Source organism: Halomonas sp. SCS19 (genome assembly GCF_040147015.1).
In the GTDB taxonomy this organism is placed as follows: Bacteria; Pseudomonadota; Gammaproteobacteria; order Pseudomonadales; family Halomonadaceae; genus Halomonas; species Halomonas litopenaei.
In genome coordinates, this window is record NZ_JAMSHN010000001.1 from 4,334,148 (window position 1) to 4,355,854 (window position 21,707).

The window sequence follows — 21,707 nt, forward strand, 5'->3', positions numbered from 1 at the left end:
GTCGCGCGACAGGCCAAAGGAGTTCCCATGCTGAAGCAACTGTTCGGAGCGCTGTTCAAGGGGGACGGCAAGTCGTCGTCCCGGGCCGCGCCCGAGGCCGAAGCGGTCGAGCACCGTGGTTACCTGATCATCTCGCAACCCGAGGAGCAGGGCGGTCAGTTCCGCGTCAGCGGTGTCATCCGCAAGCCCATCGAGGGCGGCGAGACCCTGGAGCATCGGTTCGAGCGATCCGACCTGGTGCCGGGACGCGAAGCCTGTGACGCCCTGATGCGGCAGAAGGCCGAACGCTACATCGATGAAGTCGGCGACGAGATGTTCGAACCGCGCTGATTGCTCACCGCGACAACGGCGCCCTCCGGGGCGCCGTTTGTGTCTGTGGGGCGGTTGTTTCAGGCAGGTCGTCGCCGCGCCCGTCAGCCCATTCAATACGCCCCGGCCCATGCCGGAGAGAGCCACACCTCAGGCCATTGCCTGTCTCAGGGAAAGACCCGCCTCAAGGCATGACTCGTTCCAAGGAGAGCTCCATGATCGTCGTGCACCATCTGGAAAATTCGCGTTCGCTGCGTATCGTCTGGCTGCTGGAAGAGCTGGGCGTGGACTACGAGATCCGCCAGTACGCCAGAGATCCGAAGACCATGCTGGCACCCGCCGCACTCAAGCAGGTGCACCCGCTGGGCAAGTCCCCGGTGATCACCGATGAAGACGCAGGTAGCCGCGTGGTGGCGGAGAGCGGCGCCATCATCGACTACCTGCTCAGGCGTTTCGATACCGAGCATCGACTGTGGCCGGAGCCGTCAAGCGCCGATACCACCGACTTCGTGTTCTGGATGCACCACGCCGAGGCCTCTGCCATGCCGCCACTGGTCATGAATCTGGTGTTCAGCCGACTCGGCAAACCGCCGGTGCCGGCGCTGATGCGGCCCCTGGGCCGGCTCTTTGCCGAGGGCGTGCGCAAGCAGTATCTGGGGCCGGAGATCCGCCGTCTGATGGACTTCTGGGAGCATAGCCTGGAAGGGCGAGAATGGTTCGCGGGCGAGCGCTTCAGTGCCGCCGACATACAGATGAGCTTCCCGCTGCTGGCGCTGGAAGGTCGTGGCCAGCTGGGCGACCACCCGCAGCTTGGCGCCTTTGTCGAGCGCTGTCGCCAACGGCCCGGCTATGCCCGCGCCGTCGAACGGGGAGGCGAACTGTCACTGTAACCTGGTGCGGAAGGCCGCTCGCGCATCGCCTGGTAGAAAGGATCCTGTGGGAATGGCCGAAGGACCTTATGGCAAGCACCTTGTGGGAAGGACATTGCATGAGGAGCGTGACAGTAGGAGCGTGCACGAGGGATGTGCTACCAAGCGCCTTGCCTGACAAGGCATTGCGCCTGCTCCGTTGCTCGGCATTCGCTGGAGCGAATATTCATGTCGGCAAGTTATGAGCGTGAAAATTATTATTCATTGCAAGCATATTGAGTTTGCTGCTCCGAGCGGGATAATGGGCGTCAACACCCACCTAGGAGGTCAAGATCATGCTGAGGTCCCTGACATTTGCCGGTGCCTTGCTGGTGGCAGGCTCCGCCCAGGCGCTTGAGGTCGATCCGCTGGTCAGCCCCGCCTGGCTGAGCGAGCATCTGGACAACGACAATCTGGTGGTGCTGGACATTCGCTCCAGCATCGACAATGGCGGCGATCGCTCGAGCTTCGAGGACGCCCATATCCCAGGCAGCCTGTACTCGAGCTATACCGAAGACGGCTGGCGCGAGAGCCGTGACGGCGTCACCGGGGTGATGCCGCCGGTGTCGAGTCTACAGCGGCTGATCGGTGGGCTCGGTATCGACAACGACGATACCGTGGTGCTGGTGCCGGCGGGCACGGGCGCCACCGACTTCGGCAGTGCGGCGCGGGTCTACTGGACCTTCAAGGTACTCAGCCATGACCAGGTGGCGATCCTCGACGGTGGCTTTGCGGGCTGGAAGGAACAGGGGCTGGAGGTCGCCAGTGGCCCCGTCGAATATCCCGACCCGGTGCGCTTCGAGGGCGAACTGGACGAGTCGCTGCTGGCCACCACCGAAGAGGTCGAGGCCGCACGGGAGTCCCAGGGACAGCTGGTCGACGCTCGCCCCGAGGATTACTTCAAGGGGGACAATCAATCGCCGGCGGCGGCGGCCCCTGGCACCATCCCGGGTGCCTTGAACCTGCCTCACCAGAGCCTGCTGGCCAACGATGGCGGCGCCTGGCGTCTTGACACCGCCCAGGTGACCTCGCGGATACAGGCGGCCGAGCTGGACGCCAGCGCCAAGACCGTGGCCTTCTGCAACACCGGCCACTGGGCCGCCACCGACTGGTTCGTGCTCAGCGAAATCGCCGGCTTCGACAATGTGGCACTGTATGACGGCTCCATGGCCGAGTGGACCCAGGACGAGTCACGCCCGTTGGCGGTGGCCAAGCAGGGACTGGGCAAGGTGCTCGACGCCCTGGGCCTTGGCGACGACTGATCGCCCTGAGGCTCCGGTTGCCCTGAGGCTCCGGTTGGCGCCTTGTTAAAGCGTCGATTTCGCGCAATTGCTGCGCCTTTGCTACGTTATCGTTGCCTCGCTTCTGCGTCCGTGCCGGACCTGTTGCTGGGTGGCAGGGTTTGACGCTATCGCCACGCCGCCGACCCCGGGTCGCCGGCGTGGCCCTCTCATCACGAGTAGATCACTACCATGACACAGACTTCCGCTGCGGCCCCCGTCCAGGGCCGCCTTCCTGTCGATCGTTTCGTCGTCGGCGTGGCCCTGGCCGGGATGCTGATCCTGGGCGGGCTGGTGTGGCTCGAGACCGCTCCTTTCCTGGTGGCGCTGTTCGGCGTCGGTATCGCGCTGGGGATGGCGCTCTACCATGGGGCCTTTGGCTTTACCGCCGGCTGGCGCAACCTGGTCACCAAGCGTCGTGGCGCCGGCATGCGTGCCCAGTTGATCCTGTTTGCACTGACCTCTGCGCTGATGATTCCGCTGCTCGGCAGCGGTGAGCCCGGCATGGTGGGGGCGGTGGCGCCCATCGGCACCTCGCTGGTGGTGGGCTCCTTCGTATTCGGCCTGGGCATGCAGTTGGGTGGAGGCTGTGGCTCAGGCACGCTGTTTACCGTCGGCGCCGGCAACCTGCGCATGCTGGTGACACTTGCGTTCTTCATCATCGGTGCGGTGGTCGGTTCGATCCACCTGCCGTGGTGGCTCGACCTGCCGAGCCTGGATCCGATCAGCCTGATCGACAGTGTCGGTGTCATCGGCGCCATCGCGCTACAGTGGGCGGGACTGGCGCTGGTGATGCTGTGGGTCAATCGCGTGGAACGCCGCGCCCACGGTTCGCTGGAACGTTCCGAGCTGCGCCTGGCACCTGCCGAAGGCGGGGTGCTGCGCACCCTGGTGCAGGGACGCTGGCCCTTCGTCTGGGCGATCCTGGTGCTGGCGATCGGCAACACCCTGACCCTGGCCATCGGCGGGGCGCCCTGGGGCATCACCTTCGCCTTCAACCTTTGGGGTGCCAAGGCGTTGCAGGCCATCGGCGTGGACATGAGTCAGTTCGAGTTCTGGACCTGGGACTACCCGGCCATGGCGCTGGCCGATTCGGTGCTGGTGAACATCACCTCGGTGATGAACTTCGGTCTGCTGCTGGGTGCCATGCTGGCGGCGGGTCTGGCCAATCGCTTCAATGAAGCCAGTCGCAAGCCCATCGAGGGACGTCAGTTCCTGGCGGCGATCATCGGCGGCCTGCTGCTGGGCTACGGTGCCCGCCTGGGCTTCGGCTGCAATATCGGCGCGCTGTTTTCGGGACTGGCCTCGGGCAGCCTGCACGCCTGGGTGTGGTTCGCCTGCGCCTTCGTCGGCTCGCTGGTGGGGATTCGCCTGCGCCCTTGGTTCCGGCTGCCCAACTGATCGACCGACCCACTGATCCATTGTTCAAGGTGATTCCCATGAAAGCCGCCTATCATCGAAGCCGCGTCATCGGTCTGTTGCTGGCGATTCTGGTATTGATCATGGCCGACCACCTGGCCAGTCCCACCTTCGCCTTCAACATGGGCGACGGCCACGCTCGGACCTCGCTGAACCAGCGTGACGCCAGCGCGTGTGCGCCCTGTGGGGCGCCGTGCCCGTCCACTCGCCAATAGGGCTTGCATGAAGAGTGCCTGCGCTCGCCGACTTTTCGTAGAAAGCCTGGAATTATGCCTGCGCTCGGTGACGTTCTAACGTTCAGGCACTGTTCGTCGGACAGTATTGGCCAACAAAGAGGCGCCCCTGCCATGGCAGGGGCGCCTCTTGTGGTCGCCAGTCTGACGGGGAGACGATCATTCTCGTGGGTCCTGTTCCCGGCGGGGGATCTTCGGACCCAGCGGCCCGAGCCACAGCCAGACCTGGAGCACCACCAGGATCGGTAACAGCCAGGTCGGCGCGCCCACCGTCCACACCAGCACCTGGTGGATCATGAAGGCGGTCAGGCCGCCGAGCAGGCCAAGCACCGGGAACATCAGTGGCCGCTCGGAGCCCGGACGGCCACTTAGCCGGAACAGCGAGCCGGTGAAGGCGCCGAAGCTCACGGCCATGGCCAGCGGAATCCAGAGTTGCTGTAGCACTTCCTGCATCGTTAACCGCTCATGTTGAGACTTGGGTCCTCAGGCTAACGCGTCTGGCCGCCGGCTGCGCTTGAACTTTGGCGTAATTCGCCTGGCTTTCGGCTTTCGGCTTCCGGCTTTCGGCTTTCGGCTTCCGGCAAGCATCCTTGGTGATGGGCGCTTTCGTCGGTGAGCGCTTTCGTCTGTGGTGCTGGGGGCCAGAACGGGCGAAAACCGTCGCTGGGTGCAGTCGCGGCCCATGCAAGGTCTAGATGTCGGTCTTGTCCTTGAACTCGCACAGATCCTCGATGACACAGCTGCCGCAACGTGGCTTGCGTGCCACGCAGGTATAGCGACCATGGAGGATCAACCAGTGGTGGGCGTCCTGGCGAAATTCGCGGGGGACGTGGCGCACCAGCCGTTCCTCGACCTCCACCACGTTCTTGCCCTTGGCGATGCCGGTGCGGTTGGAGACCCGGAAGATGTGGGTGTCCACGGCGATGGTGGGCTGGCCGAAGGCGGTGTTGAGGATCACGTTGGCGGTCTTGCGTCCGACCCCGGGCAGGGCCTCCAGCGCCGGACGGGTGGCCGGTACCTCGCCATCATGGCGCTCGATCAGCAGATGGCAGGTCTTCATCAGGTTTTCGGCCTTGGTGTTGAAAAGGCCGATGGTCTTGATGTGTTCCTTGAGCGCGTCGATCCCGATATCGATGATCGCCTGGGGTGTGTTGGCCACCGGGAACAGGCGAGCGGTAGCCTTGTTGACGCCGACGTCGGTGGCCTGCGCCGACAGCAGTACCGCGGCCAAGAGCTCAAACGGTGTGCTCCAGTTGAGCTCGGTGGTCGGCTCGGGATTGTGGGCCCGCAGGCGGGTAAAGATCTCGTGGCGTTTGGCAGCGTTCATGCTCGTCTCTTTGGTTGGCAAGCCAGGGGCTGAATCGACAGCGGGCCAGGCCGGGCGGATCTTCAGCGCACGACTCCGGTAACCCGCACCCGGCGTTCGTCCCTGGGCGTCCGGGTCGGCGCCGGGCGGCGGCGCTTCACGGCGTCGTCGATGGCGTTCTTCGCGGCGATCAGCAGCCCGGTGACCAGAAAGGCCCCCGGGGGCAGCACCAGAAACAGCATGCCGCCATCACCCGGCAGGTGCAGTGTCCAGTCACCGGCTGCGTCGCCCAGCAGCAGGTCCATGCCGGCGAACAGGGTGCCTTGCCCCAGCAGTTCGCGGATACCCCCGATCAACACCAGCACCAGAGAGAAGCCGAGGCCGTTCATCAGGGCGTCGAACAGCGCCGGCTTGAGCGGTTGGCGGGAGGCAAAGGCCTCGACCCGAGCCAGGATGGCGCAATTGGTGACGATCAGCGGCAGGAAGATGCCGAGCACCTGGTAGAGCTCGTAGGTCAGCGCCGCCATGGCCAGTTCGACGCAGGTCACGAAGGCAGCAATGATCAACACGAAGGCCGGCAGGCGTACCTCTGGGCGTACCTGGTGGCGCAGCGCCGAGGCCGAGGCGCTGGCGCCGAGCATCACCCCCAGGGTGGCGATCCCGAGCCCCAGGCCATTGACCACACTGCCGGTGACGGCCAGTAGCGGACACAGGCCGAGCAACTGGACCAGGGCGGGATTGTTGCTCCACAGCCCCTTGATGGCGATGTCGCGAGCGTCGCTGCGGGTCATGGGCTGGGCTCCTGGTTACTGGCGTCTGGCGTATCACGCGGCGACCCGGCAGTCATCATCGCTTCGTTCACCGCCTGGATGACGGCGCGAGAGGTGATGGTGGCACCGGTCAGGGCTTCGATGGCGCCCTGCGGGGCCAGGTCCAGCTGGTGGCGCGCGAGGCCTTCGAACTGATCGATCCAGGGGCCCTTGCGGCGCTCGATGGCGTCGCCAAGCCCCGGCGTCTCGCGGTGATCGACGACGCGCACTGCCGTGACACGCCGCTGCGGTGTCAGTGCCACCAGCACCTCGACGGGGCCTGCGTAGCCGAGCGCTGAAGAGGGTTGCAGGGTGGCGAGCAGCGTGCCGCTTTCGTCCAGCGCCTGCCAGCCTTGGTCACCGGCCGGCGCCGGCACCAGCCTGGCGGTGCCCTGAGGCGCCAGGCTTTGCAGTAGGGCGTCCTGGTGGGCCTGGCGATTGGCCTCGATACGCCCCTCGCTGAGCGCCTGGGTCAGGCTGACCGCACCCAGGGTCACCAGGGCGAACAGGGCAAGTTTCACGGCCAGTGTTCGCGGAGCCGACGTGTTGCTATCAGGGCTATTCATCAGCGCAGTCTATCAGTGCTTTCCAAGTGAGGCGGTCGTCCATCAGCGTTCTTGACCAGGGCGGTGTCGCTGGCTAGCCGTCATCGTTGTGCCTCCGGGTGGCTCGAGCATTCGATGACCGGTCGGGCACCAGCTGGTCGAGCAGGGGGGCGGCCAGGTTCATCAGCAGCACGGCGAAGGCCACGGCGTCAGGGTAGCCGCCGTAGGCACGGATGATCATCGTCAGGGCGCCGATGCCGGCACCATAGGCCAGGCGTGCACGACGACCGCTGGCGGCACTGACCGGGTCGGTGACGATAAAGAAGGCGCCGAACATGGCCGCGCCCCCGAGCAGGTGGAAGCCGACTCCGCCGCTGGCCGACAGTTGATCGAACAGCCAGGCGAGCAAGGCCATGGAGGCGAGCATGGACAGCGGCAGGCGCCAGTCGATCAGCCGGCGGTAGAGCAGGTAAAGACCTCCGGCCAGCCAGGCCAGGGCGACGTTGCGCCAGGCCTCCAGCGCCGCTGGTGCCACTAGCTCGGCTGCGGCGCGATGGCGGTAGGCGTCCAGCGGTGTGGCACCGCTCAGCGCATCCAGTGCGGCTGCTGGGTGCTGGCCCAGCCAGCGTGCCAGCCAGGTTGAGGGCCCGACGGCGTCGGGGCCGAATAGCCCCGAGGGTGCGGGCCACAGGCTCATCTGGGTGGGGAAGGACACCAGCAGCAGGGCGTAGCCCACCATGGCGGGGTTGAACAGGTTTTGGCCGAGCCCGCCGTAAAGGTGCTTGGCCACCGCCACGGCGGCAAGCGAGCCGATCAGGATCAGCCACAGGCTGGTGCCCGCCGGCAGCGCCGCACCCAGCAGTACCCCGGTCAACAGGGCGCTGCCATCAGCGATGGTCGGCGAGACGGGCCGCCGACGCGCCACCAGCATCATCGCCTCGATCAGCACACAGCAGGCCGCTGCGGTGATGACGTTGGTGACGACGCCAAGGCCGAAGAACCAGCTCTGGGTGATGAGTCCGGGCAGGCAGGCCAGCGTCACCCGACGCATCAAGGTAGCGCTGTCGTGTCCACGGCGAGCGCTGTCTGCGCTGGTGTGGCGGTGAAGGTGGCTCATGGCCGGGTTTCCTCCTGACGGGCGGCCTTGAGTCGTGCATCGGCGGCGGCGAGGTGCTGTCTGGCGGTATCCAGCTGAGTCTCGAGGTCGGCGAGGACATCCGCCGATTGCTGCTGCTGGGCGGCGCGCTCCAGCGCCTTCTCAGCCTTGCGTGCCGCGGCCTTGGCGGCTGCCTGGGCGATGCGCAGGCCACGCACGTCCGGGGCGCTGGCAGCGCCTTTTGCACCGGCTGAGCTATCCTCGGCGCTGCTTGCGTCACGCTCCTGGCCGCGCCGGGTGGCGGCCTGACGACGGGCCTGGCGACGTGCTTCACGCTCGGCCGCCTCGCGCTGCTCGCGGGCCTGGCGTGCCTCGAAGCGGTGGCGGGCCTGGTCGGCCCGGGCGCTCTCGGTGCGCGCGGTGCGCAGGCGCTGCTTGGCCTCGCCGAAGCCGTTGGCCAGCGGCAGATGGCTGGGGCAGACGTAGTCGCAGGCGCCGCACTCGATGCAGTCGAACAGGCCGTTTGCCTCGGCCTTGTGGTCTTCGCCTGCCTGGGCGTGCCACCACAGCTGCTGAGGGGCAAGGCCCGCCGGGCAGGCCGGCTGGCAGTCGCCGCAACGGATGCAGGGGCGTGCGGGGGGCGGCGTCGGCAGTTCTGCCGCGTCAGCGGCGATCAGGCCGTTGGTGGTCTGGGTGATGGGTTGGTCAAGCGATTCGATCGCCTGGCCCATCATCGGCCCGCCTTCGATCACCCGAGACAATCTGGCGCGATCGAGGCCGGCGTCCTGCAGCAGGTAGTCGATGGCGGTGCCCAGGCGCGCGGTGACATTGCCGGGGCGTGCCAGTGCTCGGCCCGCCAGGGTCAGGGTGCGCTCGATCATCGGCTTGCCGAGCGCCACCGCGTCGTGGATGGCCGCCAGGGTCCCGGGATTGTGACACAGCACGCCGGCGTCCACCGGCAGCTGGTCCGAGGTGAGACGGCGGCCCAGCAGGCGCTCGATCAGCTGGCGCTCGCCGCCGCTGGGGTAGCGGGTGGGGATCACCTCGAGTCGTGCCGGACAGGGCAACTCGTTTAGCCGGGCCCGCACGGCGCTGGCCGCCTCGGGCTTGTCGTCTTCGATGCCGATGACAATAGAGGCGGCCCCGGTGGCATGGGCCACCATTGCTGCACCGAGCAGCACCCGGTCGGTGTGCTGGCGCAGTGTCTGGTCATCGGCGCTCAGGTAGGGTTCGCACTCGGCGGCGTTGACCACCAGGGTATCGATGCCCGCCTGGCGTGCCGCGCGGACCTTGAGATGGGCCGGAAATCCGCCGCCGCCCATGCCGGCGATGCCGGCGTCGGCAATCCGTTGGATGATCTCGTCGGGGGCCGCGCCTTGCCAGTCGAGCGGCGGCAGCCAGTGGTGCTGTGAAGCGCCGTCGGCCTCGATCACCACGGCGGGCGGGTGTTGTCCGCCGGCGTCCGCCTCGTCGTGCATGAACAGCGCGCTGACGTGGCCCGAGATGCTGGCGTGCACCGGCAGCGCCAGGTGGCCGACGGCGCGTGCCACTGGCTCGCCGGCACGCATGTACTGGCCTGGCTTGACGATGGGCTGGACCTCTCGCCAGGGCTGGTCGCGGCCATCTTCCAGCAACAATGTCACCCTGGCCGGTAGCGGCGGCGTGCGTATGCCCAGGTCACGGGTCTGCGACTTGCGGGTAGGAGGCAGCACGCCGCCAGCGGGCCGGGTACCCGTCGCCAGTGATCGCCAGAGCCGCTCAAGTACTGCCATGAAGCGTCTCCGTGGTGCGGTCGCTGGCGATGATGCCGGCGGTCCATTGGGGTTGTGGCTCTCTTGGCAGCATGTCGATGCAGTCCACCGGACAGGGAGCGATACACAGATCACAGCCGGTGCATTCGTGTGCGATGACCGTGTGCATCATCTTCGAGGCACCGAGGATGGCGTCCACCGGGCAGGCCTGGATGCACTTGGTGCAGCCGATGCATTCATCTTCCCGAATAAAGGCCACCCGGGGGGTATCGTCGGCGTCGCCGTCGAGCGCCAGGGGTCCCCGACCAAGCAGTTCGGCCAACTCGAGGATGGTTGCCTCGCCGCCCGGTGGACAGCGATTGATGGCCTCTCCCTGCTCGACGGCTTCGGCGTAGGGCCGACAGCCGGGATAGCCACACTGGCCACATTGGGTCTGGGGCAAAAGGGCGTCGATCTGCTCCACCAGGCCATCCTCGCCGTCCTTGAAGCGACGGTTCAGCCAGCCCAGCAGTCCGCCGCAGACACCGATCAGTGCGACCATCAGGACCACGCCGACAAGACTCGTCAGGCTCATGGCGAGCCCCCGGTGGCAAGTCCGGTGAAGCCCATGAAGGCCAGCGACATCAGGCTGGCGGTGATCATGGCGATGGCCGCACCGCGAAACGGGCGCGGTACATCGGCGCCCGCCAGGCGTTCGCGCATGGCCGCCAGCAGGATCAACACCAGCGAGAAGCCCAGAGCGGCGCTGAATCCGTACAGCAGCGCATCGAAGAAGCCGCCGTCGCGACCCAGGCTCAACAGCGCCACGCCCAGCACCGCGCAGTTGGTGGTAATCAGCGGCAGGAAGATGCCGAGCACCCGATGCAGCAGGGGGCTCAGGTGGCGCACCATGACCTCGGTGGCCTGGACTACCACGGCGATCACCACGATAAAGGCGATGGTGCGCAGGTACTCAAGATCCAGCGGCACCAGCAGATAACGGTGCAGCAGGTGACTGGCCGCCGATGACAGGGTCAGTACGAAGGTGGTGGCAAGGGACATGCCCAGCGCCGATTCCAGCTTCGAGGACACCCCCAGGAAAGGGCATAACCCGAGAAACTGCACCAGCACGAAGTTGTTGACCAGGGCGGTACTGACGAGGACGAGAAGAACGTCGGTCATGGAATGCACGAGGTAACGGCCGGCGGGCAGGGCCCCGCCGGCGCATGGGCTTGATGGAACCCCTTAGCTGACCCGCTGGCCGGGTTCTGCGCCACTGTGGGGTTCGAGCAGATAGATGCCGTCGTCGTTGCCAGCCGCCAGCACCATGCCTTCGGAAACACCAAAGCGCATCTTGCGCGGTGCCAGGTTGGCCACCATGACGGTCAGCTTGCCTTCGAGAGCCTCCGGCGAATAGGCGCGACGGATGCCGGCGAAGACCTGGCGGCTTTCGCCGCCGAGATCCAGCGACAGCTTGAGCAGCTTGTCGGCCCCTTCGACGTATTCCGCCTTGGCGATGCGGGCGATACGCAGGTCCACCTTGGCGAAGTCGTCGAAGCTGATCTCGTCGGCGATCGGCGTCTCGGCCAGCGGTCCCTTGGGCGTTTCCTTGAGCTTCTGTTCTTCCACCAGATCCTCCTTCGATGCTTCGATCATGGCATCGATACGATCGTTCTCGACCCGGGTCATCAGCGGCTTGAACTTGTTGACGGGGTGATCGCCCAGCCAGGTCTCGCGGCTGTTCCAGTCGAGGGTGTCGAGATTCATGAACAGTCTGGCCTGTTCGGCCATGGCCGGTACCACCGGGGCCAGGTAGACCATCAGCTGACGGAACAGGTTGATTCCCATGGAGCAGATGTCGAGCACTTCCTGCTCGCGGCCTGCCTCCTTGGCCAGCACCCAGGGCGCCTGGTCGGCGATGTAGCTGTTGGCCTCGTCGGCCAGCTCCATGACCTTGCGCATGGCGCGGCCGAACTCCCGCTGTTCATAGTAGTCGGCGATCTCGTCACCGGCGGCGATGAAGCGCGCCAGCATGTCCGGCTCGGCGCAGTGAGTCGACAGCTGCCCACCTCCGAGCTTCTTGACGAAACCGGCGCAGCGGCTGGCGATGTTGACCACCTTGCCCACCAGGTCGGCATTGACCCTGAGCGCGAAGTCCTCGAGGTTCAGGTCGAGGTCATCGACCCGGGAGGTGAGCTTGGCGGCGAAGTAGTAGCGCAGGTACTCGGGATTGAGATGCTCGGCGTAGGTCGCCGCCTTGATGAAGGTGCCGCGTGACTTGGACATCTTGGCGCCGTTGACCGTGACGAAGCCGTGGCAGTTGACTGCGGTGGGGGTGCGCATCTCGGCCCCGTGCAGCATCGCCGGCCAGAACAGGGCGTGGAAGTAGACGATGTCCTTGCCGATGAAATGGTAGACCTCGGCCTTTGAATCGCGCTCCCAGTAGCTGTCGAAGTCCAGCCCCTCACGCTCGCACAGGTTCTTGAAGCTCGCCAGGTAGCCGATCGGAGCGTCCAGCCAGACATAGAAGTACTTGCCTGGCGCGTCAGGAATCTCGAAGCCGAAGTAGGGCGCGTCGCGGCTGATGTCCCACTCGTTGAAGCCGGACTCGAACCATTCCATCAGCTTGTTGCGGATCTGCGGCTGGACATGGTCGTCCTTGATCCAGGCACTGAGGAAGTCGGCGAAGTCAGGCAGCTTGAAGAAGTAGTGGGTGGAGCTGCGGACTTCCGGGGTGGCGCCGGAAATAGCCGATACCGGATCGATCAACTCGGCAGGGGTATAGGTGGCGCCGCAAGCCTCGCAGTTGTCGCCGTACTGATCCGCGGTGTGGCACTTGGGGCAAGTGCCCTTGATGAAACGATCGGCCAGGAACAGACCCTTGACCGGATCGTACATCTGCTCGATGTCACGGGTGGCGATGTGCCCCTTGTCGCGCAGGCGCTTATAGATAAGCTCGCTGAAGTGGCGGTTTTCCTCGGAGTGGGTCGAGTGGTAGTTGTCGAAGGCCACGCCGAAACGGGCGAAGTCCTGCTGGTGTTCGCGGGATACGCGGTCGATCAGCGCCTCGGAGGTGATGCCCTCCTGCTCGGCACGCAGCATGATCGCGGTGCCGTGGGCGTCATCGGCGCAGACGTAGTGGCACTGGTGGCCGCGACTCTTCTGGAACCGCACCCAGATATCCGTCTGGATGTACTCCAGCAGGTGGCCCAGGTGAATGGCGCCGTTGGCGTAGGGCAAGGCGCTGGTGACCAGAATCTGGCGCTTGTCGGGTGCGGTGATGGACATGGTGTGACGTGATATCCCGTTGAAAATCAGGCGACGATTGTAGCTAGGATCGAGGTCGTGTGCATCCGCTATCGTGCTTGGGCGCAGCCATGAATAAGCCGTTGCGCAGACGGTGCATTGTCAGGAGGACGCCACCAGCAGGCCGACATGCTCAAGGCCTCGGTCCTTGAGGTGCAGCGCCTGGAGGCGGCTCATGACACCCTGGTCACAATAGAGGAGATAGCGGGTGTCGGGATCAAGCGCATCGCTGCGGGTCGCCAGTTCATAGAAGGGAATATGATCGACGGGGCAGGCGAGTGGCCCAAGCGGACGGCGCTCGACGTCGTCCGGGGGCCGCACATCGATGACCCGGGTCGCCGTTCGGGCGAACTCGTGGAGCCCTCCAAAGGAGACTTCTGCCAGAGGCTCCTGGGAGGGTGCGCTGACGCCTTTGGATACTGGCGCATCGACAGGCTGGCGAGTGGCGCTGGCCAGGGCGCGATCCAGCAGGTCGGCCGGTAGTCCGGCCTCTGCCACCTGAAGTTCCTTCAGCGACGCCTTGACCCTGGGGCGGCTGGACATCCCGCCGCAGTACTCGGGCATTCGGCTCGACGCCTCAGCGGTAGCGATCCGGTGGGCTTCATCGATGATGGTCTGCTTGTCATCGGTCAGCAGCGGTCGCAACACCGGCAGGTGGCTGGCGCGGTCGATCAGGCCGAGATTGGTCAGTGTCTGGCTCGATACCTGGGCGATCGCCTCTCCTGTCACCAGGGCGGGGATGCGCGCGCGTTGCGCGACTCTTGCGGCGGCCTCGATCATCAAGCGCTTGAGCACCAGCGACACCAGGCCATCAGGTACCTCGCGACGCAGTGTCTCGACCACTTCCTCGAAGGGAACGGTGATGAAGTTGGCCTTATGGGAGGCGCTGTATCGTTGCCACAGGTCTCGGGTCAGCGCCTTGACCGCGCTTTCCTGTTCCTGTCCGCCAAAACGAAAGAGGACAAACTGACACTTGATGCCGCGCCTGAGCATCCGATAGGCCGCCACCGGGGAGTCATAACCCCCGGACATCAGTACCAGTGCCTCTCCCTGGGTGCCTAGTGGAAAGCCACCGAGGCCCGGCCCAAGGTCGACTTCCTCGATCAAGGTGTCGCCATCGATCCGCAGTGGCATCACTAACTCGGGGGTGCTCAGGTCGACCCTGGCATCAGCAGCGTGGGCGAGCAGCGCTGCGCCCAGCGCACGCTCTACCTCCACCGAACCGAAGTCGTGATGTCCCTTGCGCTTGACCTTGACCTTGAAGCGCTTGCCTTCGATGTCCGATGCCCGTTCGCACGCCAGTTGTTCGATGGTGTTCCGCCAGTCCCCAAGCGGCCTGTTACGTGTCCTGGCCGCGCGCTGAACGCCCGGTATCCGGGTCATGCTCGCTTCCAGTGCCAGACGATCGCCGCGAGAAAGCTCCCGCGGAAGTCTTACGACCAGATGGTCCCATTGGGCAACGACCTTGGTCTTGGGCTCCTGGCGCCTGAGTGCATTGCGCAGATTGGTGGCCAGGCAGCGACCCATGTGGCGTCTCACCGAGGCGGACTTGGTGGCGATGTCGGCAGAAAGGGAAAGACGATATTCCATGGTGTGAACGCCGAAACTACGATGTAAGAATAGTAACCTTGATCCAGATCAAGTTTGATGGAGATCTTCGAGATTCCGCCGACGGCAGGGGGGCGATCGGCGGGGGGCAGGAAAAAAAGAGGAAAAAATGCGTCAGTACAGCGCTTTTTCTTCCTGTACGACCTCTTTGAGAAGCTCCAGGAAGAGCCGGTCGGCTTCGGAGTGCTCCTCGGCGCTGTCAGGGATATGAATACTGGTGGTGTCCGAGATTTCGTTGGCAATGTCGGCCATGACGCCACTATCGCTGCCACTTTCCAGGTGCCGGCGGGCGATCTCTAGAGAGGTCTCCAGGACCTTGGGGTCCTGCAGCAACTTTTTGATAAAGCCGGTCAATTCATTGATGACACGGGTTTTTTGAATTTCGGATGAGGCCATCGGTGACTCCTTGGCTAGGCGCTTGATCCAAGGGATTACGATAGCATGTTTGTGGACTGCTACGGGACAGGTTTGCTGTAGGGTGATGTTGTGGATTCTGTCAAGTGGTGCCTTGCCTGACCATGATGACATTGAATGACGAGATGTTACCGAATGTGTTCGAATGTGAGAGGATTGTAGTTGTAACAGTAGTTGTGGCTGGATGGGATGTTAGCAGCGTTGGGGAAGCGCTCGACAATCGGCGCTACAGGGAAACTGCTCGCCCATCCCGGGGATGATGAGAATGGTAGCGCCGAAGCAGCACGGCTGGTCCTGCAGAATCCGGGGTTGTTGGGCTAGTTCGTTGGTACTAGATTCAACTGTACTGGCTGCGGCCATTGATAATTAAGGGAACACGAATGAAAACGATCCGCCGAGAACCTCGCTCTTCCATGGTGCGGCCGCTGGTCAGTGCCATCGCATTGGCCTCTACGTCAATGCTGATGGGGTCAGGAGTCATGGCCCAGGACGCGCAGACATTGCCGCCTGGCACGACATCGCCCGGTGCGGCGACCCTGCGTGACGTCGTGGAGCAGACCATCAATACCAATCCTGAGGTGCTAGCGGCCTGGAATGGCTTCCAGGCGGCGGGCCACGATGAGCGGGTGGCCTTTGGGGGCTATCTGCCTCAGATTGACGTCAATGCAGGCGTCGGCCTCGAGGATCGTCAGAACGATCAACAGGGCAGCTACGACACCGACTATGTCGAGGTGACGCTGAACCAGATGATCTATGACGGCTTCGCCACCGCCAGTGAGGTCGAGCGTCTGAGCCGGGCAGAACTGGTACGCTACTACGAGCTGCTGGGGGCGAGTCAGGACGCGGCGTTGGACGCAACTAATGCCTATCTTGATGTTCAGCGTTACCGTCGCCTGGTGGGCCTGGCCCAGGACAACTATCAGAAGCACCTGGAGGTCTACCAGCAGATCGAGGCCCGCGCTCTGTCAGGTGCCGGTCGTCGTGTCGACCTCGAGCAGATCAGCGGTCGTCTGGCACTGGCCGAATCGAACCTGATCACCGAAGCCTCCAACCTGCACGATGTGTCTGCGCGATTCCAGCGTCTGGTGGGGGAATTGCCGCCGGAAGCGTTGGCGCCGGCGCCGACCTTCGCCGAGCAGCTACCCGCTGACGTCGCCCAGGCGTTGCAGCTAGCCTACGAGGGTAACCCGGACTTCCATGCCGCCATCGAGAACATCGAGGCCGCCCGCGCCGAGCGTGAAGGCACCAAGTCGCCCTTCCATCCCAGGCTTGACCTGGTGGGCCGCAGTGGTACCTACAAGGGCAGTGACACCGACGGCGACTTCATTTCCGACAATGATCATGAAGACCGTCACAGCATCGAACTGGTGGGTAGCCTCAATCTGTATCGCGGCGGCAGCGACCTGGCGTCGTTCCGCGCCGCCAGTGATCGCGTCGAGCAGGCGGTCAATCTGCGTGACAAGGCATGCGTCGACATTCGTCAGACCACCACCATCGCCTACAACGACACCCGTCGTCTGCGCGACCAGTTGGAATACCTGAACGAGCACCGTCAGACGACCGATCGCGTACGCGGAGCCTACAAGCAGCAGTTCGATATCGGTCAGCGTTCGCTGCTCGACCTGCTGGACATCGAGAACGAGTATTTCGAGGCGAGTCGTGCCTATGTGAACGCGCAGTATGACGTCGCTCTGGCAGATGCGCGCACCCTGCGTGCCACCGGTAGCCTGCTGGAGGTGCTGGAGGTGCGCAAGGATGGACTGCCGAGCCTCGCCGAGCTGGACAGCAACGGTGTGTCGATCACGCCGGATATCGTCTGTCCGGCGGTAGGTCCGCGGTCCTACAGCATCGAGGAGCTCACCGGCTCCACACGGGCTCCGGACGTCGTCATGCCTGCGGACGCTCTGTTCGAGATCAACAGCTACGTGCTGAGTGCGAGCGCCAAGCAGGAACTGAGTGCGTTGGCCGACCGTATCCGTGGCCGTAACGACCTGGTCCGGGTATTCATCGCTGGCCATGCGGACATCTCGGGTACCGATGCCATCAATGATCCACTGTCGCGTAATCGAGCGGCAGCGGTGGGCCAGTACCTGGTCAGCCAGGGCGTCAGTGCTTCGCTGATTGAAACCCGGGGCTATGGCTCGCATCGGCCTGTTCAGTCCAACGACACCGTCGAAGGTCGTCGCCAGAACCGTCGAGTGGAGATCACACTTGAACGCAGTGGCGAGAATCTGGACATGGGGGCATTGCCTGGTTCCGCCGGTGATGACAGTGTGTCCCTTGCCTGGGCGCGAGGGGAACACGGTCGCGGCCTGGAGGGCTAGAAGCTCAGTGGATGATCGCGTCCTCGCTTCTCGGGGACGCCATTTCCCGGAATATGGATGCAACTGCCACGTTCTGGTCCTTGCATTGCCGCAAAGGAAGCCGTGACGACAGCAGGGATGATAGGCCGGGTCGCACGGAAAGGGCGTTCTGGTACAGCCATCGGCCGACAGAGAGGTTTACGTGGACGATTCACGAGTTGCGGATGAAGCAGAATTTACAACACCTGAAGCGCAGGAGCAGGACGAAGACAGAGGCCCAGTCAAGGATGAGTTGCTGGAAGTGCTGCTGTCGATTGCTCACTACCACGAGCATGATGTCAGTGCGGATTCCCTGACAGCGGGCCTGCCGTTGGAAGATGGCGCACTGACGCCAGGGATATTTCCCCGGGCGTCGGAACGTGCCGGGCTGACGGCGCGACTCGTCAAGAGTCGCCTCGTTCAGTTGAACCCTGCGCTATTTCCTGTCGTGCTGTTGCTGGAGCCAGGGCGCGCCTGCGCATTGCTCGATATCGACGTCAAGGCGCGTACCGCGCAGGTGATTTACCCCGAATTGGGGCAGGCGTCTGTAGAAATCTCGCTGGACGAGCTTCACGAACGTTACAGCGGGACGGCGATCTATACGCGGCCGCGGTTCCGTTTCGACGCCCGGTCGAAGGATGTCAACGAGAAACGTTCTGGGCATTGGTTCTGGAGCGTGATCAAGGAAAACAGACGCCTTTACCGTGACGTGATACTGGGCTCCGTCGCCATCAACATCTTCGCGCTGGCGATGCCGCTGTTCGTTCTCAATGTCTATGACCGCGTGGTGCCCAATCACGCCACCGAGACGCTGTGGGTGTTGTCCATCGGTGCCCTGATCGTACTGGCATTCGACTTGACGCTCAGGTTGATGCGTTCGAGCTTTGTCGATCTTGCGGCCAGTCGAGCTGACGTCAAGCTCTCGTCGCGTATCATGTCTCGCGTCATGGGGATGCGGATGGAGGCCAAGCCTGCCTCGACCGGTTCCTTTGTCTCGATGCTGCAATCCTTCGAGTCGGTTCGGAGCTTTATCGGCTCCGCCACCGTGATCGCCATGGTGGACCTGCCGTTCGTTCTGATGTTCATCGCCATCATTGGCCTGATAGGACCTGCACTGGTCATTCCTATCGTGGTTGGCGTGCTGTTTATCTTGCTCTACGCCCTCGGTGCCCAGGGAAAGCTGCACGACTTGTCGGAAACGACCTTGAAGGTAGGGGCGCAACGTAACGCTACTCTGGTGGAATCGGTCTCCCAGCTCGAGACGGTCAAGACGCTGCGGGGCGAGAGCCGAGTTCAGGGGCAATGGGAGCAGGCCAGCGCCTTCCTTTCGCGTACCGGCGCTCAGCTGAAGTTTCTCGGAACCTCGGTCACCAGTATCGCCCAGTGGACCCAGAATACCGTCGGTATCTGCGTCATCCTTATCGGCGTCTATCTGATCATCGACGGCAATCTCTCCCAGGGCGGGCTGATCGCTGCCTATATGCTGTCGTCTCGTGCGCTGGCACCGGTCAGCCAGGCCGCCGCACTGCTTGCTCAGTATCATCAATCTGCCACGGCCCTGGAGTCGTTGGATAGAGTGATGGAAATGCCGGTGGAACGTGAGGAAAAGAGCTACATCGATCGTCCCGCCGTCAAGGGACTGGTGAAGTTCGACAAGGTTACCTTCCGCTACCCCCAGGCCGAGAATGACAGCCTTCGCGACGTCTCTCTGTCGATAGCACCAGGCCAGAAGGTGGCGCTGCTGGGACGAGTTGGCTGTGGCAAGACCACGTTGCAGAAGTTGCTGCTCGGTCTGTACCAGCCGACGTCGGGAGCGGTGCTGATCGACGATGTGGACATTCGTCAGTTCGACCCTCTGCAGTTGAGGCGACATATCGGCTATGTGCCTCAGGACGTTCGCCTGTTCTACGGCTCATTGAAGGACAACATCATCGCCGGTGCCGGCAGCGAAGGTGTGGATGACGATCTGCTGCTCAAGGCCATCCGTATCAGTGGGCTCGATGGACTCGTCAGCACACACCCTCAGGGCGTCGAGCTGCAGGTAGGCGAAGGCGGACAGATGCTTTCGGGTGGTCAGAAGCAGGCGGTAGCGATCGCGCGAGCCATCGTGCACGACCCGGCGATCTTGTTGCTGGATGAGCCGACCAGCGCCATGGACCACGCCAGCGAGGAGGCCTTCAAGCGCAACCTCAAGGATTACGCTGGGGGCAAGACGATGGTGGTGGTGACGCACCGCACGTCCCTGCTGTCGCTGGTGGATCGTATCGTGGTCATCGACTCTGGCAAGGTGGTCGCAGATGGTGAGCGTGACAGCGTCATGGATGCGCTGCGCAAAGGCCAGATCGGGAGGGCCAGCTGATGTCCAGCAAGAGTGCCGAACAGAAGGGATTCGAAGGCGTCGGTCGCGTATCACGCAAAGGTGGCAAAGTCTTTCGCCCCTTTATCGACCGGTTGTTTGCGCGTCGCGTCAGCGCATCCCATCTCAACAGAGATTGGGCGAGCGACGCTGACTGGGCGCGAATGCAGCAGGATCCTCTGCGCGCCAGGCTGATGCTGTACATGGTTGTCGTGGCGATCATCTGCGTGATCGTCTGGGCCTGCTTTGCGCCGATCGATGAGGTGACACGCGGCAGCGGCAGGGTCATACCCTCCAGCCAGCTTCAGCGGGTGCAAAGCTTCGATGGAGGCGTGGTTCAGGAGATTCGCGTCAGCGAAGGTGATTTTGTTTCCACCGGCGATCTGCTGATGCGCATCGACCCGACGCGTTTTCTCTCGAACTTCAACGAGAACCGGGCGAAGGCGGAAACCCTGCAAGCCAAGGCCGAGCGACTGAGGGCGCTGGCTACCGGGTCGGACTTCTCTCCGTCGGAGGCATTGATCGAGCAGGCGCCCAATATCGTCTCCCGTGAGCGCGAGCTATACCACAGTAGTCTGGAAACGCTGGATGAGCAGAAGCAGATACTGCAGGAGCGACTGGCACAGCGCCGGGCGGAGCTCAACGAGGCGACTGCGCGTCGCAACGCAGCCAGTCGCGAGCTGAATCTTGCCAGTCAGGAACTCAACATGACGCGCCCTCTGCTGTCCAGCGGGGCGGTCTCAGAGGTTGAAGTGCTGCGCTTGCAGCGTGAGGTCTCCAGGGCGAGTGGTGAGCGCAATCAAGCGACGGCTCAGGTGTCACGGCTGGAGTCGGCGATTCAGGAGGCGCTGGGTGAGCTTCGCGAGGTCGATGCGAAGGCACGCAATGAGTGGCGTCAGGAGCTGTCGGCGACCCTGGGTGAACTGTCGGCCCTGGACGAGTCCAGCGAGGGGCTCCAGGACAGGGTGCGTCTCTCCGAGATCCGCTCGCCGGTCGATGGTGTCGTTCAGCGTCTGGCGATCAATACGATCGGCGGGGTGGCTCAGCCCGGTCAGGAGGTGGTCGATATCGTCCCGACCGACGACGCCCTGGTGGTCGAGGCCAAGATCGCGCCGCAGGACATCGCGTTTCTACGCCCGGGCCTGCCTGCGACCATCAAGCTGACGGCCTATGACTTTTCCATCTATGGCGGGCTGGATGCCCAGCTGGAGCACATCAGCGCGGACACTACCACCGATGAAGAGGGAAACACCTACTATCGGGTTCGAGTACGAACCGAAGACAGCGCGGAAGCCGAAGCGGTGGATGTCATTCCGGGCATGACCGCTCAGGTGGATATCCTGACCGGCAAGCGAACGGTGATGCAGTTCCTGTTGAAGCCGGTACTGCGCGCCTGGGGTAACGCGATGGGAGAGCGGTGATGACTCGATACCTGGTCTATCAAGGAAGTAGCGAGGTACCGCGCTGGAATGATGCCTTCAGTGAACTGGAAGTGGTCGCTCCTCACAGTGTCATCGACCATGCCGTCAAGGGCGATCTCGCCTGGGTAGTGGTTGAAGGTGGCGACTGGACGGGACTGTGCACGCGTTTGGCCAGCAAGGGAGTGCTGGTGTCGGTGCTGTCCTTCAATCCGCATTCCGCTGAAGCGTATGAAGCCTTCACCGCTGGCGCCAGGGGCTATGTCCACGCGCTTTCTACCCCCGAAGTGCTGCGTCAGGTCGATGTCGTGCTGAGGCACCGGGGCATCTGGCTTTGGCCCGAGTTGATGGACAGCCTGGTGGGCGGTGTCTTCAAGGCCATGGGTGGGGCGCCTGCCGTGCACCACGACATGCTGGAAGGTTTGACCGAGCGCGAGAAGGATGTTGCGCTGGCTGTCGCGGAGGGCCAAAGCAACAAGCTGGTGGCGCGAGAGCTCGGTATTACCGAGCGAACCGTCAAGGCCCATCTCGGGGCAGTCTTCCGCAAGTTGGGGGTCAAGGATCGGATGCAGTTGATCCTGCGCCTCTCCAGGGATCGTTGACGGCGAAAGAAGTGGTCATTACCGCG

The 21,707-nt window shown here is 63.8% G+C and carries 20 protein-coding genes; 9 read left to right on the forward strand and 11 right to left on the reverse strand.

Going from position 1 to position 21,707, the window contains the following annotated elements; all coding sequences use genetic code 11:
* The first annotated feature begins 27 nt into the window (after window positions 1-27).
* From NFH97_RS18825 to NFH97_RS18845, 5 genes are all read left to right on the forward strand, one after another.
* Window positions 28-330: an HlyU family transcriptional regulator gene (locus NFH97_RS18825; protein WP_349625364.1), complete on the forward strand. Its 303-nt coding sequence runs from the start codon at window positions 28-30 to the stop codon at window positions 328-330.
* A 194-nt stretch (window positions 331-524) separates the two neighbouring features.
* The gene (locus tag NFH97_RS18830) at window positions 525-1,199 is read left to right on the forward strand and encodes a glutathione S-transferase family protein (protein WP_348814276.1); all 675 of its coding nucleotides are present in this window, start codon (window positions 525-527) and stop codon (window positions 1,197-1,199) included.
* A 314-nt stretch (window positions 1,200-1,513) separates the two neighbouring features.
* On the forward strand, window positions 1,514-2,479 hold the full coding sequence (locus NFH97_RS18835) for a sulfurtransferase (protein WP_108449419.1): 966 nt from the start codon (window positions 1,514-1,516) through the stop codon (window positions 2,477-2,479).
* Window positions 2,480-2,689: 210 nt separating this feature from the next.
* Complete coding sequence (locus NFH97_RS18840) at window positions 2,690-3,898, forward strand: YeeE/YedE family protein (protein ID WP_349625365.1); 1,209 nt, start codon at window positions 2,690-2,692, stop codon at window positions 3,896-3,898.
* 38 nt (window positions 3,899-3,936) lie between these two features.
* The gene (locus NFH97_RS18845) at window positions 3,937-4,131 is read left to right on the forward strand and encodes a hypothetical protein (protein WP_045994785.1); all 195 of its coding nucleotides are present in this window, start codon (window positions 3,937-3,939) and stop codon (window positions 4,129-4,131) included.
* A gap of 177 nt (window positions 4,132-4,308) precedes the next feature.
* Here NFH97_RS18845 and NFH97_RS18850 read toward each other — a convergent pair whose 3' ends face one another.
* The 11 genes from NFH97_RS18850 to NFH97_RS18900 form a co-directional block, all read right to left on the reverse strand.
* Window positions 4,309-4,602 (reverse strand): hypothetical protein, encoded by a 294-nt coding sequence (locus NFH97_RS18850; protein WP_045994784.1) that lies wholly within the window; start codon window positions 4,600-4,602, stop codon window positions 4,309-4,311.
* 238 nt (window positions 4,603-4,840) lie between these two features.
* Complete coding sequence (gene nth / locus NFH97_RS18855) at window positions 4,841-5,476, reverse strand: endonuclease III (protein WP_124804801.1); 636 nt, start codon at window positions 5,474-5,476, stop codon at window positions 4,841-4,843.
* 62 nt (window positions 5,477-5,538) lie between these two features.
* Complete coding sequence (locus NFH97_RS18860; protein ID WP_349625366.1) at window positions 5,539-6,246, reverse strand: electron transport complex subunit E; 708 nt, start codon at window positions 6,244-6,246, stop codon at window positions 5,539-5,541.
* On the reverse strand, window positions 6,243-6,785 hold the full coding sequence (locus NFH97_RS18865; protein WP_349625367.1) for an RnfABCDGE type electron transport complex subunit G: 543 nt from the start codon (window positions 6,783-6,785) through the stop codon (window positions 6,243-6,245). Before NFH97_RS18865 ends, NFH97_RS18860 begins: the two co-directional genes overlap by 4 nt.
* Window positions 6,786-6,903: 118 nt before the next feature.
* On the reverse strand, window positions 6,904-7,926 hold the full coding sequence (locus tag NFH97_RS18870; protein ID WP_349625368.1) for an RnfABCDGE type electron transport complex subunit D: 1,023 nt from the start codon (window positions 7,924-7,926) through the stop codon (window positions 6,904-6,906).
* On the reverse strand, window positions 7,923-9,677 hold the full coding sequence (gene rsxC / locus NFH97_RS18875; RefSeq protein WP_349625369.1) for an electron transport complex subunit RsxC: 1,755 nt from the start codon (window positions 9,675-9,677) through the stop codon (window positions 7,923-7,925). The genes NFH97_RS18870 and rsxC overlap by 4 nt, the downstream gene beginning before the upstream one ends.
* Window positions 9,664-10,230, reverse strand: a complete 567-nt coding sequence (gene rsxB / locus NFH97_RS18880) for an electron transport complex subunit RsxB (protein ID WP_349625371.1) — start codon at window positions 10,228-10,230, stop codon at window positions 9,664-9,666. The genes rsxC and rsxB overlap by 14 nt, the downstream gene beginning before the upstream one ends.
* Window positions 10,227-10,817 (reverse strand): electron transport complex subunit RsxA, encoded by a 591-nt coding sequence (rsxA, locus tag NFH97_RS18885; protein ID WP_045994778.1) that lies wholly within the window; start codon window positions 10,815-10,817, stop codon window positions 10,227-10,229. Before rsxA ends, rsxB begins: the two co-directional genes overlap by 4 nt.
* A gap of 63 nt (window positions 10,818-10,880) precedes the next feature.
* Window positions 10,881-12,923 carry a methionine--tRNA ligase gene (gene metG, locus NFH97_RS18890; RefSeq protein ID WP_045994777.1) on the reverse strand — a complete coding sequence of 681 codons (2,043 nt, stop codon included), beginning with the start codon at window positions 12,921-12,923 and terminating at the stop codon, window positions 10,881-10,883.
* 120 nt (window positions 12,924-13,043) lie between these two features.
* Entirely contained in the window at window positions 13,044-14,531 is a 1,488-nt protein-coding gene (gene thiI / locus NFH97_RS18895) for a tRNA uracil 4-sulfurtransferase ThiI (protein WP_349625372.1), read from the reverse strand.
* Between the two features lie 132 nt (window positions 14,532-14,663).
* A complete protein-coding gene (locus NFH97_RS18900; protein WP_045994775.1) occupies window positions 14,664-14,945 on the reverse strand; it encodes a hypothetical protein in 282 nt (93 codons plus the stop codon).
* Window positions 14,946-15,343: 398 nt separating this feature from the next.
* On the opposite strand from NFH97_RS18900, the gene NFH97_RS18905 reads away from it, so the two are divergent.
* The 4 genes from NFH97_RS18905 (at window position 15,344) to NFH97_RS18920 (ending at window position 21,681) form a co-directional block, all read left to right on the forward strand.
* Window positions 15,344-17,287: a TolC family outer membrane protein gene (locus NFH97_RS18905; protein WP_249742783.1), complete on the forward strand. Its 1,944-nt coding sequence runs from the start codon at window positions 15,344-15,346 to the stop codon at window positions 17,285-17,287.
* 271 nt (window positions 17,288-17,558) lie between these two features.
* Entirely contained in the window at window positions 17,559-19,664 is a 2,106-nt protein-coding gene (locus NFH97_RS18910; protein ID WP_108133366.1) for a type I secretion system permease/ATPase, read from the forward strand.
* Entirely contained in the window at window positions 19,664-21,082 is a 1,419-nt protein-coding gene (locus tag NFH97_RS18915; protein WP_045993760.1) for an HlyD family type I secretion periplasmic adaptor subunit, read from the forward strand. The genes NFH97_RS18910 and NFH97_RS18915 overlap by 1 nt, the downstream gene beginning before the upstream one ends.
* Window positions 21,082-21,681 carry a helix-turn-helix transcriptional regulator gene (locus NFH97_RS18920; protein ID WP_349625373.1) on the forward strand — a complete coding sequence of 200 codons (600 nt, stop codon included), beginning with the start codon at window positions 21,082-21,084 and terminating at the stop codon, window positions 21,679-21,681. The genes NFH97_RS18915 and NFH97_RS18920 overlap by 1 nt, the downstream gene beginning before the upstream one ends.
* Window positions 21,682-21,707: the final 26 nt, after the last annotated feature.

Coding starts and splice junctions, on each gene's coding strand:
- NFH97_RS18825 (WP_349625364.1), top strand. CDS start 28: ATGCTGAAGCAACTGTTCGGAGCGCTGTTCAAGGGGGACGGCAAGTCG.
- NFH97_RS18830 (WP_348814276.1), top strand. CDS start 525: ATGATCGTCGTGCACCATCTGGAAAATTCGCGTTCGCTGCGTATCGTC.
- NFH97_RS18835 (WP_108449419.1), top strand. CDS start 1,514: ATGCTGAGGTCCCTGACATTTGCCGGTGCCTTGCTGGTGGCAGGCTCC.
- NFH97_RS18840 (WP_349625365.1), top strand. CDS start 2,690: ATGACACAGACTTCCGCTGCGGCCCCCGTCCAGGGCCGCCTTCCTGTC.
- NFH97_RS18845 (WP_045994785.1), top strand. CDS start 3,937: ATGAAAGCCGCCTATCATCGAAGCCGCGTCATCGGTCTGTTGCTGGCG.
- NFH97_RS18850 (WP_045994784.1), bottom strand. CDS start 4,602: ATGCAGGAAGTGCTACAGCAACTCTGGATTCCGCTGGCCATGGCCGTG.
- nth (WP_124804801.1), bottom strand. CDS start 5,476: ATGAACGCTGCCAAACGCCACGAGATCTTTACCCGCCTGCGGGCCCAC.
- NFH97_RS18860 (WP_349625366.1), bottom strand. CDS start 6,246: ATGACCCGCAGCGACGCTCGCGACATCGCCATCAAGGGGCTGTGGAGC.
- NFH97_RS18870 (WP_349625368.1), bottom strand. CDS start 7,926: ATGAGCCACCTTCACCGCCACACCAGCGCAGACAGCGCTCGCCGTGGA.
- rsxC (WP_349625369.1), bottom strand. CDS start 9,677: ATGGCAGTACTTGAGCGGCTCTGGCGATCACTGGCGACGGGTACCCGG.
- rsxB (WP_349625371.1), bottom strand. CDS start 10,230: ATGAGCCTGACGAGTCTTGTCGGCGTGGTCCTGATGGTCGCACTGATC.
- rsxA (WP_045994778.1), bottom strand. CDS start 10,817: ATGACCGACGTTCTTCTCGTCCTCGTCAGTACCGCCCTGGTCAACAAC.
- metG (WP_045994777.1), bottom strand. CDS start 12,923: ATGTCCATCACCGCACCCGACAAGCGCCAGATTCTGGTCACCAGCGCC.
- thiI (WP_349625372.1), bottom strand. CDS start 14,531: ATGGAATATCGTCTTTCCCTTTCTGCCGACATCGCCACCAAGTCCGCC.
- NFH97_RS18900 (WP_045994775.1), bottom strand. CDS start 14,945: ATGGCCTCATCCGAAATTCAAAAAACCCGTGTCATCAATGAATTGACC.
- NFH97_RS18905 (WP_249742783.1), top strand. CDS start 15,344: ATGAAAACGATCCGCCGAGAACCTCGCTCTTCCATGGTGCGGCCGCTG.
- NFH97_RS18915 (WP_045993760.1), top strand. CDS start 19,664: ATGTCCAGCAAGAGTGCCGAACAGAAGGGATTCGAAGGCGTCGGTCGC.
- NFH97_RS18920 (WP_349625373.1), top strand. CDS start 21,082: ATGACTCGATACCTGGTCTATCAAGGAAGTAGCGAGGTACCGCGCTGG.